Annotated in this window: 13 protein-coding genes; 8 read left to right on the top strand and 5 right to left on the bottom strand. The window is 54.1% G+C overall.

The genetic code is table 11. The features are described from left to right. The first annotated feature begins 86 nt into the window (after positions 1–86). The gene (locus tag M2374_RS13255; RefSeq protein ID WP_115258445.1) at positions 87–956 is read left to right on the top strand and encodes a helix-turn-helix domain-containing protein; all 870 of its coding nucleotides are present in this window, start codon (positions 87–89) and stop codon (positions 954–956) included. Here M2374_RS13255 and M2374_RS13260 read toward each other — a convergent pair. Next, a complete protein-coding gene (locus M2374_RS13260; RefSeq protein ID WP_181689081.1) occupies positions 939–2105 on the bottom strand; it encodes a benzoate/H(+) symporter BenE family transporter in 1167 nt (388 codons plus the stop codon). The genes M2374_RS13255 and M2374_RS13260 overlap by 18 nt on opposite strands. Positions 2106–2210: 105 nt before the next feature. Between M2374_RS13260 and M2374_RS13265 the strand changes: the two genes are divergently transcribed. After that, positions 2211–2747 carry a helix-turn-helix domain-containing protein gene (locus M2374_RS13265; RefSeq protein ID WP_153879599.1) on the top strand — a complete coding sequence of 179 codons (537 nt, stop codon included), beginning with the start codon at positions 2211–2213 and terminating at the stop codon, positions 2745–2747. 78 nt (positions 2748–2825) lie between these two features. Continuing rightward, on the top strand, positions 2826–4787 hold the full coding sequence (locus tag M2374_RS13270) for a U32 family peptidase (RefSeq protein WP_135912009.1): 1962 nt from the start codon (positions 2826–2828) through the stop codon (positions 4785–4787). Between the two features lie 3 nt (positions 4788–4790). On the opposite strand, the gene M2374_RS13275 is transcribed toward M2374_RS13270, so the two are convergent. The 4 genes from M2374_RS13275 to M2374_RS13290 all read right to left on the bottom strand — a co-directional run bounded on the left by M2374_RS13275 (position 4791) and on the right by M2374_RS13290 (position 7746). Continuing rightward, the gene (locus M2374_RS13275) at positions 4791–5021 is read right to left on the bottom strand and encodes a DUF2554 family protein (protein WP_096756971.1); all 231 of its coding nucleotides are present in this window, start codon (positions 5019–5021) and stop codon (positions 4791–4793) included. 186 nt (positions 5022–5207) lie between these two features. Continuing rightward, entirely contained in the window at positions 5208–5333 is a 126-nt protein-coding gene (locus M2374_RS13280) for a DUF2474 domain-containing protein (protein ID WP_137362262.1), read from the bottom strand. After that, positions 5333–6343, bottom strand: a complete 1011-nt coding sequence (gene cydB / locus M2374_RS13285) for a cytochrome d ubiquinol oxidase subunit II (RefSeq protein ID WP_115258450.1) — start codon at positions 6341–6343, stop codon at positions 5333–5335. The genes M2374_RS13280 and cydB overlap by 1 nt, the downstream gene beginning before the upstream one ends. Beyond that, entirely contained in the window at positions 6343–7746 is a 1404-nt protein-coding gene (locus M2374_RS13290; RefSeq protein ID WP_117342827.1) for a cytochrome ubiquinol oxidase subunit I, read from the bottom strand. The genes cydB and M2374_RS13290 overlap by 1 nt, the downstream gene beginning before the upstream one ends. Before the next feature lie 350 nt (positions 7747–8096). On the opposite strand from M2374_RS13290, the gene M2374_RS13295 reads away from it, so the two are divergent. The 5 genes from M2374_RS13295 to M2374_RS13315 all read left to right on the top strand — a co-directional run bounded on the left by M2374_RS13295 (position 8097) and on the right by M2374_RS13315 (position 13756). After that, positions 8097–9506: a PLP-dependent aminotransferase family protein gene (locus M2374_RS13295; protein ID WP_096756977.1), complete on the top strand. Its 1410-nt coding sequence runs from the start codon at positions 8097–8099 to the stop codon at positions 9504–9506. A 330-nt stretch (positions 9507–9836) separates the two neighbouring features. Further along, a complete protein-coding gene (gene ydcS / locus M2374_RS13300; RefSeq protein ID WP_117342825.1) occupies positions 9837–10982 on the top strand; it encodes a putative ABC transporter substrate-binding protein YdcS in 1146 nt (381 codons plus the stop codon). A gap of 16 nt (positions 10983–10998) precedes the next feature. Next, positions 10999–12015 carry an ABC transporter ATP-binding protein gene (locus M2374_RS13305; protein WP_096756979.1) on the top strand — a complete coding sequence of 339 codons (1017 nt, stop codon included), beginning with the start codon at positions 10999–11001 and terminating at the stop codon, positions 12013–12015. After that, positions 12016–12960, top strand: a complete 945-nt coding sequence (locus tag M2374_RS13310; RefSeq protein ID WP_096756980.1) for an ABC transporter permease — start codon at positions 12016–12018, stop codon at positions 12958–12960. Next, positions 12950–13756, top strand: coding sequence for an ABC transporter permease (locus M2374_RS13315; protein ID WP_096756981.1), 807 nt, complete (start codon positions 12950–12952; stop codon positions 13754–13756). Before M2374_RS13310 ends, M2374_RS13315 begins: the two co-directional genes overlap by 11 nt. Positions 13757–13777 lie beyond the last annotated feature (21 nt).

Genomic DNA, 13777 nt, shown 5'->3' on the forward strand with positions numbered 1-13777 from the left:
TTATGCAAAGCGGAAAAGAGGGCTGTTAACACCCTGTTGCTGAGATAGACTGAAAGTCTGCTCACAACGTCTTTGAAAGTGATGGTATGCCTCAGCCCTACGATGCCTTTGAAAACTTACGCAAACATAATGCCGTGCTGCATGAATCGGTTGCGTTACATTCTGGGATCCAGCTGGCGGCGTGGTCGAACAAACGCGATACCATCACCCAATATTGCGATCACCATACGCTCAGTTTGTATGTGGCAGATGGCTATGAGAGTTACCACAAAACGGCGGGCGGCTGGAAGAACGGCGGTGGCCCGGACCGCTTCTGCCTGATGCCCAAAGAGAGTGAATCCAGCTGGGATATCCGCGACGATCTGTCGTTTGTGCATCTCTACTGCACCGACGCGCATTTGCGTGAGGTGGGGGAGAAAGTCTGGGATAAGAGCCCTTATAGCGTTACTCTGGACGAACATACTTTCGGCAGCGATCCGGGGATCACCGCTGTGTACCGCCAGTTTCTGCTTGGTAATGACTGGCAACAGCCTGCTAACCATCTCACGCTGAGCGCCGCATCTTCGCTGTTATTAACGCACCTGATCCAGCATTACAGTAACGTACAATGGCGACCGCCGGTGGTGACGGGCGGACTCGCGCCCGTCACCTTGCGTAATGTGCTGGCCTATATCGACGCGCATTTGGCATACCCCATCACCCTGAGCGATTTGGCAGGTGAAGCGGCGTTGAGCGATTTTCACTTCGCTCGAATGTTCCGCCAGTCGATGAACATGGCGCCCCATCAGTATGTCATGCAGCGCCGTATGGCGCTGGCGCAGCAGCTGGTTTGTTACTCTTCACGCAGCTTGTCTGATATCGCGATGGCCTGCGGGTTTAGCTCCGCCAGCCACTTCAGCAACCGTTTTAAGCAGGTGACAGGCAAAACGCCCTCGCAGCTACGTGCGGCGCGCTAATCTCAGCACCGTGTAGCACACCCCTCCGGCAATTAATCCCCAAAATGCAGATCCAATCCCCAGCAGCGTCAAACCACTGGCGGTGACCAGAAAGGTGATTATCGCCGCGTCACGCTCGGCTTCTTGATGCAGCGCCTGATACAGGCTGCCGCTAATCGTCCCCAGCAGCGCCAGACCGGCCAGCATCTGGATCCAGCTCACCGGCAGGGCCGCCATTAACCCGGTCACTGAACCGCCGAATACGCCTGCCAGCAGATAGAAAACCCCCGCGGCAGCGGCCGCTAACCAGCGTCGCTGGGCGTCCGGGTGCGCTTCCGGGCTTTGGCATATCGCGGCGGTGATGGCGGCAATACAGATGGAGTAGACGCCAAACGGGGAAAACAACAGCGCCAGCAGGCCGGTGAACACGATCAACGGCGAAACGGGTAATGAATAGCCGGAGGCCTTCATGGTGGCAATGCCGGGGGCATTTTGCGAGGCCATGGTGACCAGAAACAGCGGCAAAGCAATACTGATGCTGTGGGCGAGGGAAAAATGGGGGGCGATAAATTCCGGCATCACCGGTGAGAGAGTGATGTTGTTAGTGACAACGTCACCTTTTATCAAAGCAATCATTATTCCCACCAACATCGCAGCAATGACCGCGTAGCGCGGGGCGACAACTTTGAGCACCAACCACGCCAGTAGCATGCTGCCGCACAGGAGCAGCTCGTTGTTCAAACTATTAAATGCCTGTAGGCCAAAACGCAGCAGGATCCCAGCCAGCATCGCTGACGCCAGCGAGTGAGGGATGACTTGCATCAGTCGGGCGAACAATCCTGTCACGCCGCACAGGACAATCAGCGCATTGGCGACAATAAATACGCCAATTGCCTCCTGAATAGTGACACCCTGCAGACCGGTGACCAGCAGCGCTGCACCGGGCGTTGACCACGCGGTTAATATCGGCGCACGGTACCATAACGTTAATGCCAGCGTACTGACGCCCATGGCGATGCCCAGCGCGGTCATCCAGCCGGCAATTTGCCCGGTAGTTGCCCCGGTGGCTATCGCTGCTTGCCAGATAATCGCCGCTGAACTGGCGTAGCCGACCAGCACAGCAACAAAACCAGACAGTACGGTAGGCAGAGGGAGTGAATATGTGCGCATAGCGGCTCCGCGTGCGTTATAACGGTCGGTCACTGTAGCACTGTGCGCTATAGCGTACAAGTGATAGTCTAGTGCTTTGCCATATGAGATCGAGGGAGATAACGAATGGACAATGTTACCCACTATCTGGCGACCACGCTCAGGGCGTTACGTCAGCAGCGGGAATGGAGCCTTGCACGTCTGGCGCAGGAGACCGGCGTGTCAAAAGCCATGCTGGGGCAGATTGAACGCAACGAATCCAGCCCAACGGTGGCGACATTATGGAAAATCGCCACCGGACTGAACGTTCCCTTTTCGACCTTTATCACGCCGCCGGAAGCGGAGAGCACGCCCGCATTCGACCCGCAGCAGCAGGCGATGATCGTCACGCCGTTGTTCCCGTGGGATCCACAGCTCTGCTTTGACCATTTTTCGATACTGCTGGCACCGGGAGCGCTTAGCGAATCTACCCCGCATGAGACCGGCGTTATTGAACATGTGGTGGTGATTAATGGCCTGCTGGATATGGACATTGACGGCAGATGGCGAACGTTAAAAACCGGTGAGGGAGTGCGTTTTGCCGGGGATACCGCACACAGTTATCGGAACAGCAGTGAACTGCCGGTTCACTTTCATTCGCTCATCCATTACCCACGGAGTTAATAGGGAAAACTATTTCGCAACGTCGCGCTTCTGACTACAATAGCCGCCATTTTACCGCTTTTGGATGGTAACAACCGTATGCCTCAGCAACCTCATCGTCTTGAATTGTTAAGCCCGGCCCGTGACACCGCGATTGCGCGCGAAGCCATTTTGCACGGCGCAGATGCCGTTTACATTGGTGGACCGGGGTTTGGTGCACGTCATAATGCCAGTAACAGCCTGAAGGATATTGCTGAACTGGTGCCTTTCGCCCATCGCTATGGGGCAAAAATCTTTGTGACGTTGAACACGATTTTACACGATGATGAGCTGGAACCCGCTCAGCGGTTGATTACCGACCTGTATCAGACCGGCGTTGATGCCCTGATTGTACAGGATATGGGGATTCTGGAGCTGGATATTCCGCCCATTGAGCTGCATGCCAGCACCCAGTGTGATATTCGCAGCGTCGAGAAGGCTAAGTTTCTCGGCGATGTGGGGTTTACCCAGATTGTACTGGCGCGCGAGCTGAGTCTGGAACAGATTAGTGCCATCCATCAGGCTACCGACGCGACCCTTGAGTTTTTTATTCACGGTGCGTTGTGTGTGGCGTATTCCGGCCAATGCTATATTTCCCATGCCCAGACCGGGCGCAGCGCTAACCGTGGTGACTGCTCTCAGGCTTGTCGCCTGCCGTATACCCTGAAAGACGATCAGGGGCGGGTGGTGTCATACGAAAAACACCTGCTGTCGATGAAAGATAACGATCAGACCGCTAATCTGGGCGCGTTGATCGACGCAGGCGTGCGGTCCTTCAAAATTGAAGGCCGCTACAAAGACATGAGCTACGTGAAAAATATCACCGCCCATTATCGCCAGATGTTGGATGCGATTATCGAACAGCGCGGTGATTTGGCCCGTGCCTCAGCCGGTCGTACAGAACATTTCTTTACCCCCTCAACGGACAAAACGTTCCACCGTGGCAGCACAGATTACTTTGTCACCGCCCGCAAAGGGGATATCGGTGCATTTGACTCGCCGAAGTTTATCGGCTTGCCGGTAGGCGAAGTGCTGAAAGTAGCAAAAGATCACCTTGATGTTGAAGTGACGGAGCCGCTGGCTAACGGCGATGGCCTGAACGTGTTGATCAAACGCGATGTGGTTGGATTTCGCGCCAATACCGTCGAGAAAACGGGGAACAACCGCTATCGGGTCTGGCCGAATGAAATGCCGGCCGATCTGCATAAAGTGCGTCCGCATCATCCGTTGAATCGTAACCTCGATCATAACTGGCAGCAGGCGTTGACCAAAACGTCCAGCGAACGTCGCGTGGCGGTCGATATTGAACTGGGCGGCTGGCAGGAACAGCTGATCCTGACGCTCACCAGCGAAGAGGGCGTGAGCATCACCCACACGCTGGACGGCCAGTTTGAGGAAGCGAACAACGCGGAAAAAGCGCTGAGCAATTTGCAGGAGGGGCTGGCAAAGCTTGGGCAGACGCTGTATTACGCCCGTGATATTCAGGTGAATCTGCCGGGCGCACTGTTTGTGCCGAACGGTCAGCTTAATCAGCTGCGTCGTGACGCCGTTGAAATGCTGGACGCAGCGCGACTGGCCAGTTACCAGCGTGGCCGCCGCAAACCGGTAGCCGACCCGGCCCCGGTTTACCCGCAAACCCATCTGAGTTTTCTGGCAAACGTCTATAACCATAAAGCGCGCGCGTTTTATCACCGTTATGGTGTTCAGCTGATTGATGCTGCTTATGAAGCGCATGAGGAAAAAGGCGAGGTGCCGGTGATGATCACCAAGCACTGCCTGCGTTTTGCCTTTAATCTATGCCCAAAACAGGCTAAAGGTAACATCAAAAGCTGGAAAGCGACGCCAATGCAGTTGGTCAACGGTGACGATGTGCTGACGCTGAAATTTGATTGCCGACCGTGCGAAATGCACGTCATCGGCAAGATGAAACATCACATTCTGAAAATGCCGTTGCCGGGCAGCATCGTGGCTTCCGTCAGTCCGGATGAACTGATGAAAACGCTGCCGAAGCGTAAAGGCTAAGCGTTAACTTTGATGGGTATCGGGTTTGCGTGATTTTTGCCAGTGATGGTGTTCGCGGAGATCGGCGGCGGATTCTTCCGCCGTCATACGCAGTTCATCGCTGTCAGCCGTATGACGTAATAAGTGATCGGCATCCTGCACCTGAAGATATTCATGTCCCTGATTAGTAGCGAAAAGCTGGCCAGAAAAAAGCGCACTGGTCAGCAATAACACCGTTAACCCTTTCTTAAACATCATTCACCCTCTGGTACGTTTTAACAAAAATTGCTGTAATTTCGTCGGGTGACTATTTCATTATTTAATCGGGTTAAAGGCAATCGGTGTTTCATCAATTCGCCGGTTATTGCATTTTTGTTTATATAACGTTGGGATTTTAGCTGTCGGGTAACGCTACGCTACCCGACCAATATGAATGCAGACTCAGGACTTAAAACCTGCAGCCGTCATCAGCACACGGAAGGCCATGCCAACAGCGGCCAGGGCCAGCACGCTGCCGCCCCACAGGATCGCCAGCCACATCAGGCGTTTCCAGATTGATTGTTGCATCAATGATACCCCTCACCAGGTTGAACTTTGCCGCGAAAAACGTAATAGCTCCAGAAGGTGTAGACGAGGATTATTGGGATAATCAACAAGGCACCTACCAGCATAAAGCCCTGACTTTGTGGCGGGGCTGCCGCCTGCCAGAGGGTGATGGACGGTGGAATGATATGCGGCCAGATGCTGATCCCCAGTCCGCTGAAACCGAGGAAAATTAGCCCCAGCGTCAGGATAAACGCCAGTGCATGGCTGTGCTGCTGGCCCAGCGAACGCCACAACCACAGGCTGATCAGCGCGACCAGGAGTGGAACCGGCATCAGGAACCACAGGTTTGGCAGGCTAAACCAGCGATCGGCAATGGCGCTGTGCGCCAGCGGTGTCCACAGGCTGATAATGGCAATGACGACCAGCAACGCCAGCAGCAGTTTTTTGGCGGCGTTGCGCATTTTATCCTGTAGTGGATTTTCGCTTTTCATCACCAGCCATGTCGCACCCAACAGCGCATAGGCCACCACCAGGCCCACGCCGCAAAACAGCGTGAAAGGGGTGAGCCAGTCGAAAGGTCCGCCGCTGTAGCTGCGTCCGCTGACTGAAAATCCATTAAGCACCGCACCGACGACAACGCCCTGGGTAAAGGTGGCGAGGATTGAACCGCATATAAACGCTTTATCCCAGAATGGCCGGTGTGCGGGCGTTGCTTTGAAACGAAACTCAAAGGCCACACCGCGAAAAATCAGGCCGATTAGCATCAGGGTTAAGGGGATGGTCAGCGCATCGACGATCACCGCGTAGGCCAGCGGAAAGGCACCAAACAAGCCTGCGCCCCCCAGCACCAGCCAGGTTTCATTGCCGTCCCAGACCGGCGCGACGCTGTTGACCATCACATCGCGATCGTCGGGGTCCTGAATGGCCGGAAATAAAATGCCAATCCCAAGGTCGAAACCATCCATCACGATATACATCAGCGTGGCGAACACGATGATAACGAACCAGATAACTGATAAATCAATACCCATTAGCGATGTGCCTCCGGTTGAGAATCGAGGACCGCAGCGGAAAGCGGTCGTGCAGGAGTACCCGTTGGCGGACTCGTCGGGTCATCTTCCTGCGGTCCTTTACGGATCAGGCGGATCATGTAGCTGTAGCCCACACCGAAGACCGAACTGTAAACCACAAAGAAGGCCATCAGGCTGATGCTCATGTGCAAATCGCCATGTGCGGAAACCGCATCCGCCGTCCGTTGCAGGCCGTAAACAACCCACGGCTGACGACCAACTTCGGTGGTCACCCATCCGGCCAGAATGGCAATCAGACCGGAGGGTCCCATCCATAGTGCGAAGCGCAGGAAAGGACGCGAGGTATACAGGCGTTGTTTGTAGCGCAGCCACAGGGCAAATGTGCCGAGCAAGATCATCAACATCCCCAGCCCCGCCATAATGCGAAACGACCAGAACACCATGGTGGAGTTAGGACGATCTTCTTTCGGAAATTCTTTCAGAGCCGGAACTTGTTTATCCAGACTGTGGGTCAAAATCAGGCTGCCCAGCGCGGGTATTGCCAGCCCGTAGCGGGTGCGCTCCTGTTCCATATCCGGCCAGCCGAACAGCAACAGCGGGGTCGGTTCACCGGACACGTTTTCCCAGTGGCCTTCAATGGCGGCAATCTTGGCGGGTTGATGCTTCAGGGTGTTAAGTCCATGCATATCACCAATCAACGCCTGTAATGGGGCAACGATCAGCATCATCCACAGGGCCATTGAAAACATGGCACGAATTGCCGGCGTATTATTTCCACGTAATAGATGCCAGGCCGCCGACGCCGCGACAAACAGGGCGCTGCTCAGGAAGGCGGCGACGGACATATGCAGTAGACGATAGGGGAAGGACGGATTGAAGATGACGGCAAACCAGTCCACCGGCACGACTTGTCCGTTGATAATTTCGTAACCCTGCGGTGTTTGCATCCAGCTGTTGGAGGCGAGGATCCAGAAAGTTGAAATAATGGTGCCCAGCGCGACCATACAGGTGGCGAAGAAGTGCAGACCTGGACCCACGCGCTGCCAGCCAAACAGCATCACGCCAAGGAATCCTGCCTCGAGGAAGAAGGCGGTCAGTACTTCATAGGTCAGCAGCGGCCCGGTGATACTCCCGGCGAACTCGGAAAAACCGCTCCAGTTGGTGCCGAACTGGTAGGCCATTACCAGGCCCGAAACCACGCCCATACCAAAGTTGACGGCGAATATTTTAGACCAGAAATGATACAGCGAACGCCAGGTGGGATTTTTGGTTTTCAGCCACAGACCTTCAAGCACCGCCAGATAGCTGGCAAGACCGATAGTAATGGCCGGAAAGATGATGTGAAACGACACCGTAAACGCGAACTGGATACGCGCCAGGTGAAACGCGTCAAGACCGAACATGCTTAACTCCGCAGGCAAAATTGATTTAGCGCAATTCTATGCCTGAGGAACAGTGGGGGGCAGAAACAGAACAGTTCTTTTTAACCATAACAGTTGCAGTGCTGTTATTTGTTAGTGGTACTGATATGAAAACTTTGTTTTTTAAATACCCATTAAATCAATCATTTATTCTATTTAAAGCACGCGACGAAAATTGATGCTGTGCAGGCTCGCGGTGTGAGCATGTGGTTAACCGCTTTCGTTCACAATGCAGTAAAAACACAATCCCATAACAGTTGTCAGAATGTTGTTAATTTTATTGACTGATATACACTGCGAGCGTCACCTGCATCTGACTCCCGAGAATCATCATGAAAAAATATCAACGGCTGGCGGAACAAATTCGCGATCAAATCGCCTCTGGCGTCTGGCAACCCGGCGATCGTCTACCTTCTTTACGTGAACAGGTGGCGACCAGTGGGATGAGTTTTATGACCGTTGGCCATGCTTATCAGCTGCTGGAAAGTCAGGGGCGGATCATTGCGCGGCCGCAATCCGGCTATTATGTTGCCGCGCGGCCCGAACGTGAGTCGGCAACCCCGCAATCGCAGGTTGTGCGCGATGAAGCGGTCGATATCAACACGTATATTTTTGACATGCTGCAGGCCAGCCGGGATGCTTCGGTGATGCCGTTTGCGTCCGCATTTCCCGACCCCCGTTTATTTCCCCTGCAGCAGCTTAACCGTTCGTTGGCGCAGGTGAGCAAAACGGCGACGGCAATGAGCGTGATTGAAAACCTGCCGCCGGGTAATGCCGAATTGCGTAATGCCATTGCACGTCGCTATGCACAGCAGGGGATCACTATTTCGCCGGATGACATTGTGATTACCGCCGGGGCGCTGGAAGCCCTCAACCTGAGCCTGCAGGCAGTGACCGAACCTGGCGACTGGGTGATTGTCGAAAATCCCTGTTTTTACGGCGCCTTGCAGGCGCTTGAAAGGCTGCGTTTAAAAGCGCTGTCTGTTGCCACCGACGTCAAGGACGGGATCGATCTCGTCGCACTGGAGCAGGCTTTACAAGAGTACCCGGTGAAGGCTTGCTGGCTGATGACCAACAGCCAAAACCCGTTGGGGTTTACGCTCAGCGCAGAGAAAAAGGCCCATCTGGTCGCGTTGCTGGAAAAATACAACGTGATGCTGATCGAGGATGATGTTTACAGCGAGCTGTATTTTGGCCGTGAAAAACCGCTGCCCGCCAAAGCCTGGGATCGTGGCGACAGAGTGCTACACTGTTCGTCGTTTTCAAAATGCCTGGTGCCCGGATTTCGCGTTGGCTGGGTGGCGGCGGGGAAGCATGCGCGGCGCATTCAGCGGCTTCAGTTGATGAGCACCTTATCAACCAGTTCCCCGATGCAACTCGCATTGGTGGATTACCTGTCTACCCGGCGTTATGACGCGCATTTGCGTCGGCTACGTCGTCAACTGGCAGAACGCAAACAGCAAGCCTGGCAAACGCTGCTGCGCCATCTTCCGGCGGAAGTCAAAATTCATCATAGCGATAGCGGCTATTTTCTGTGGCTCGAACTGCCTGAACCGCTTGATGCGGGCGAGCTCAGCACGCAGGCACTGGCGCACCATATCAGCATTGCACCGGGGAAAATGTTCTCGACGTCAGGAACCTGGACACGCTTCTTTCGCTTCAATACCGCATGGCACTGGGGAGAACGCGAAGAGCAGGCCGTGAAACAACTTGGGAAATTAATTCGCGAGATGATGAAATAATAATGAATGGGCTATTCAATATAAAAGAATAGCCCATTCTTATTTTTGAAATAGCACCAGTAAAATCACGATGTTATTTCTTCAGGTGCAACCATACAAAATATCAATACCTCTAATTATTCCCCTCCGTGCATCTAACTCGTTGTCTATACTCCAGAAGATTAAATAACGTTGCAATAACTGACAGCGTAATGAGCGTTAGCTCACAACCTGATTAAATTTCCTTGCGCCAGCAGGAACGCTGCCAACACCCCGACTACTTTTAGGAAAGGACATATATTTACGGCAAGGCTGCCGCTCATTATTTTTTTTCGACAGGAGTAAGACGTTATGAGCAAGCAATTTGCCCTCACGAGCCTGTGTGCGCTCAGTATGACACTGATGACCGCCCACGCAGCTGAACCCCCAACATCATTAGATAAACCAGAAGGACGCCTGGATATTATTGCCTGGCCGGGGTATATCGAACGTGGCCAAACGGATAAACAATATGACTGGGTCTCACAGTTTGAGAAGGAAACGGGCTGCGCGGTGAATGTGAAAACGGCGGCCACCTCAGACGAAATGGTTAGCCTGATGGCAAAAGGCGGATATGACCTGGTCACGGCATCCGGTGACGCGTCACTGCGTTTAATTATGGGGAAACGTGTTCAACCTATTAATACTGCACTTATTCCGAACTGGAAAATCATCGATCCGCGTGTAGTCAACGGCGAATGGTTTAATGTCGGGGGAAAAGTGTACGGCACACCGTATCAGTGGGGGCCAAACCTGCTGATGTACAACACCAAGACCTTCCCAACGCCGCCGGATAGCTGGAAAGTGGTGTTTGTAGCGCAAACGCTGGAAGACGGCAAAAGCAATAAAGGGCGCGTCCAGGCTTACGACGGTCCGATTTATATCGCCGATGCGGCGTTATTTGTTAAAGCCACCCAACCACAACTGGGCATTACCGACCCCTATCAGCTGACCGAGAAACAGTATCAGGCCGTCATTAAGGTCCTGAGAGATCAGCATAGTCTGATCCATCGCTACTGGCATGACACCACCGTGCAAATGAGTGATTTTAAAAACGAAGGTGTTGTCGCTTCCAGCGCATGGCCTTATCAAGCTAACGCCCTGAAGGCTGAAGGGCAACCTGTCGCCACCGTCTTCCCAAAAGAAGGGGTTACCGGTTGGGCGGATACCACCATGTTGCACAGCGAAGCAAAACATCCGGTCTGTGCTTACAAATGGATGAACTGGTCATTAACCCCGAAAGTGCAGGGCGACGTTGCCGCCTGGTTTGGATCGCTGCCGGTCGTGCCTGAGGGATGCAAAGCCAGCCCGCTGCTGGGTGAAAAAGGATGTGAAACCAATGGCTATAGCTATTTCGACAAAATCGCCTTCTGGAAAACGCCGATCGCCGAAGGGGGCAAGTTCGTTCCTTACAGTCGCTGGACGCAAGATTACATAGCCATTATGGGCGGTCGCTGATTCCGCTGGGGGTTTTATGACGTACGCAGTGGAATTTAACAATGTCTCGCGATTGTACGGGGACGTTCGTGCCGTCGATGGGGTCAGTATTGCGATTAACGATGGTGAGTTTTTCTCTATGCTGGGGCCATCCGGCTCTGGCAAAACTACCTGTCTGCGCCTGATAGCTGGTTTTGAACAGCTGTCAGGCGGTGCAATTAGCATTTTTGGCAAGCAGGCCAGCGAGTTGCCGCCCTGGGAGCGGGACGTCAACACGGTATTTCAGGATTACGCGTTGTTTCCGCATATGTCGATCCTCGATAACGTGGCCTATGGGTTGATGGTTAAAGGGATGGATAAAAAACAGCGCCATGCCAAAGCGCGAGAAGCGCTGGAGAAGGTGGCGCTCGGCTTCGTTTATGAGCGTAAACCGTCGCAGCTTTCTGGTGGACAGCGCCAGCGCGTGGCGATCGCCCGCGCACTGGTTAATGAACCACGCGTGCTGCTGTTGGATGAACCGCTTGGGGCGCTGGATCTTAAACTGCGTGAACAGATGCAGTTGGAATTGAAAAAACTACAGCAGGCGCTGGGCATCACCTTCATTTTTGTTACCCACGATCAGGGTGAGGCGCTGTCGATGTCCGATCGCGTGGCGGTGTTTAATAACGGCCGCATTGAGCAAGTGGACTCTCCCCGTGAACTCTATATGCGCCCACGCACGCCGTTTGTGGCGAGCTTTGTCGGGACATCCAACGTCTTTGATACCGCCATGTCGGCGAATGTCTGCGGCCTGCAGGGAATGTTCTCTCTGCGCCCGGAACACATTCGCTTGAATGATCCTGGCGCAGAAGTGCAGGCGCCGGGCGTTATTCAGGCGGTGCAGTATCAGGGGGCCGCGACGCGGTTTGAGCTAAAACTGGCTGGTGGCGAAAAGTTGCTGGTAAGCCAGGCGAACCTGACGGGAGAAACGCTGCCGTCAACGCTGTCGCCGGGTCAGCAGGTCATGGCCTCGTGGTCACGTGACGTGATGGTCCCGCTGGTTGAGGAGAGGTGAATGGCGATGAACGTTTTACATTCACCTCCCCAGACCACCAGGTTGAACAAAATCTCAGGTTATTTCTGGCGTAATCCGGGGCTGGGGCTGTTTTTACTGCTGCTCGGACCGCTGATGTGGTTTGGTGTTGTCTACTTTGGCTCATTGTTGACGCTATTGTGGCAAGGGTTTTATACCTTTGACGATTTCACCATGTCCGTTACGCCAGATCTGACGCTGGCGAATCTGCAGGCGCTGTTTAACCCGGCGAATTACGACATCATTTTACGCACGTTGACCATGGCAATAGCGGTGACTATTGCCAGCGCCATTCTGGCGTTTCCGATGGCGTGGTATATGGCGCGTTACACCAGCGGCAAGATGAAAGCCTTTTTTTACATCGCCGTCATGTTGCCAATGTGGGCCAGCTATATCGTCAAAGCCTACGCGTGGACGTTGCTGTTAGCTAAAGACGGCGTGGCGCAGTGGTTTTTAACCCATCTCGGGCTGGAGCCGATCCTGACCGCGTTTCTGACGCTGCCAGCCGTGGGCGGGAATACGCTGTCGACGTCAGGATTAGGGCGTTTTCTGGTTTTCGTCTACATCTGGCTACCTTTTATGATCCTGCCGGTACAGGCTGCGCTGGAACGGTTACCGCCGTCATTGCTGCAGGCCTCGGCGGATTTGGGCGCCCGCCCGCGTCAGACCTTCCGCTATGTAGTGCTGCCGCTGGCTATCCCCGGTATTGCTGCGGGTTCAATCTTTACCTTCTCGCTGACGCTGGGTGATTTTATTGTGCCGCAACTGGTGGGGCCGCCGGGTTTTTTCATCGGCAACATGGTCTATTCGCAACAAGGGGCTATCGGCAACATGCCAATGGCGGCGGCATTCACCCTGGTGCCGATTGTATTAATCGCACTGTATCTGGCGTTCGTGAAGCGTCTGGGAGCGTTTGATGCACTCTGAACGCGCACCGTTTTTACTCAAACTGGCCGCATGGGGTGGCGTGATTTTCCTGCACTTTCCCATCCTCATCATCGCCGCCTATGCGTTTAATACCGAGGAAGCCGCTTTTAGCTTTCCACCGCAGGGGCTTACGCTACGGTGGTTTAGCGTGGCGGCACAGCGTAGCGATATTTTGGAATCAGTGACACTGTCACTTAAGATCGCCGCGCTGTCGACGGCCATCGCACTGGTGCTAGGAACGCTGGCGGCGGCGGCCCTGTGGCGGCGGGATTTCTTTGGCAAGAACGCAATATCGCTGTTGTTGCTTTTGCCTATTGCGCTACCGGGCATTATCACCGGTCTGGCACTGCTGACTGCATTTAAAACCATCAATCTGGAACCCGGCTTCCTGACCATCGTGGTGGGGCATGCGACGTTTTGTGTGGTAGTGGTATTTAACAACGTTGTGGCCCGTTTTCGTCGCACATCATGGAGTCTGGTTGAAGCGTCAATGGACCTGGGGGCGAATGGCTGGCAAACCTTCCGCTATGTGGTGCTGCCGAATCTTGCGTCGGCGCTGTTGGCCGGAGGCATGCTGGCGTTTGCGTTGTCGTTTGATGAAATCATCGTAACAACGTTCACGGCCGGACACGAAAGAACACTTCCGCTGTGGCTACTCAATCAACTGGGACGTCCGCGTGATGTCCCGGTGACCAACGTAGTGGCATTGCTGGTGATGGCGGTCACAACACTGCCGATTTTAGGGGCCTGGTGGCTGACGCGTGAAGGCGACACTCTCGCCGGAAACGGTAAATAAACGACAATATGGGAAATTGCT

The sequence above is a fragment of the Citrobacter sp. JUb117 genome, from assembly GCF_024809055.1.
GTDB lineage: Bacteria > Pseudomonadota > Gammaproteobacteria > Enterobacterales > Enterobacteriaceae > Citrobacter > Citrobacter gillenii.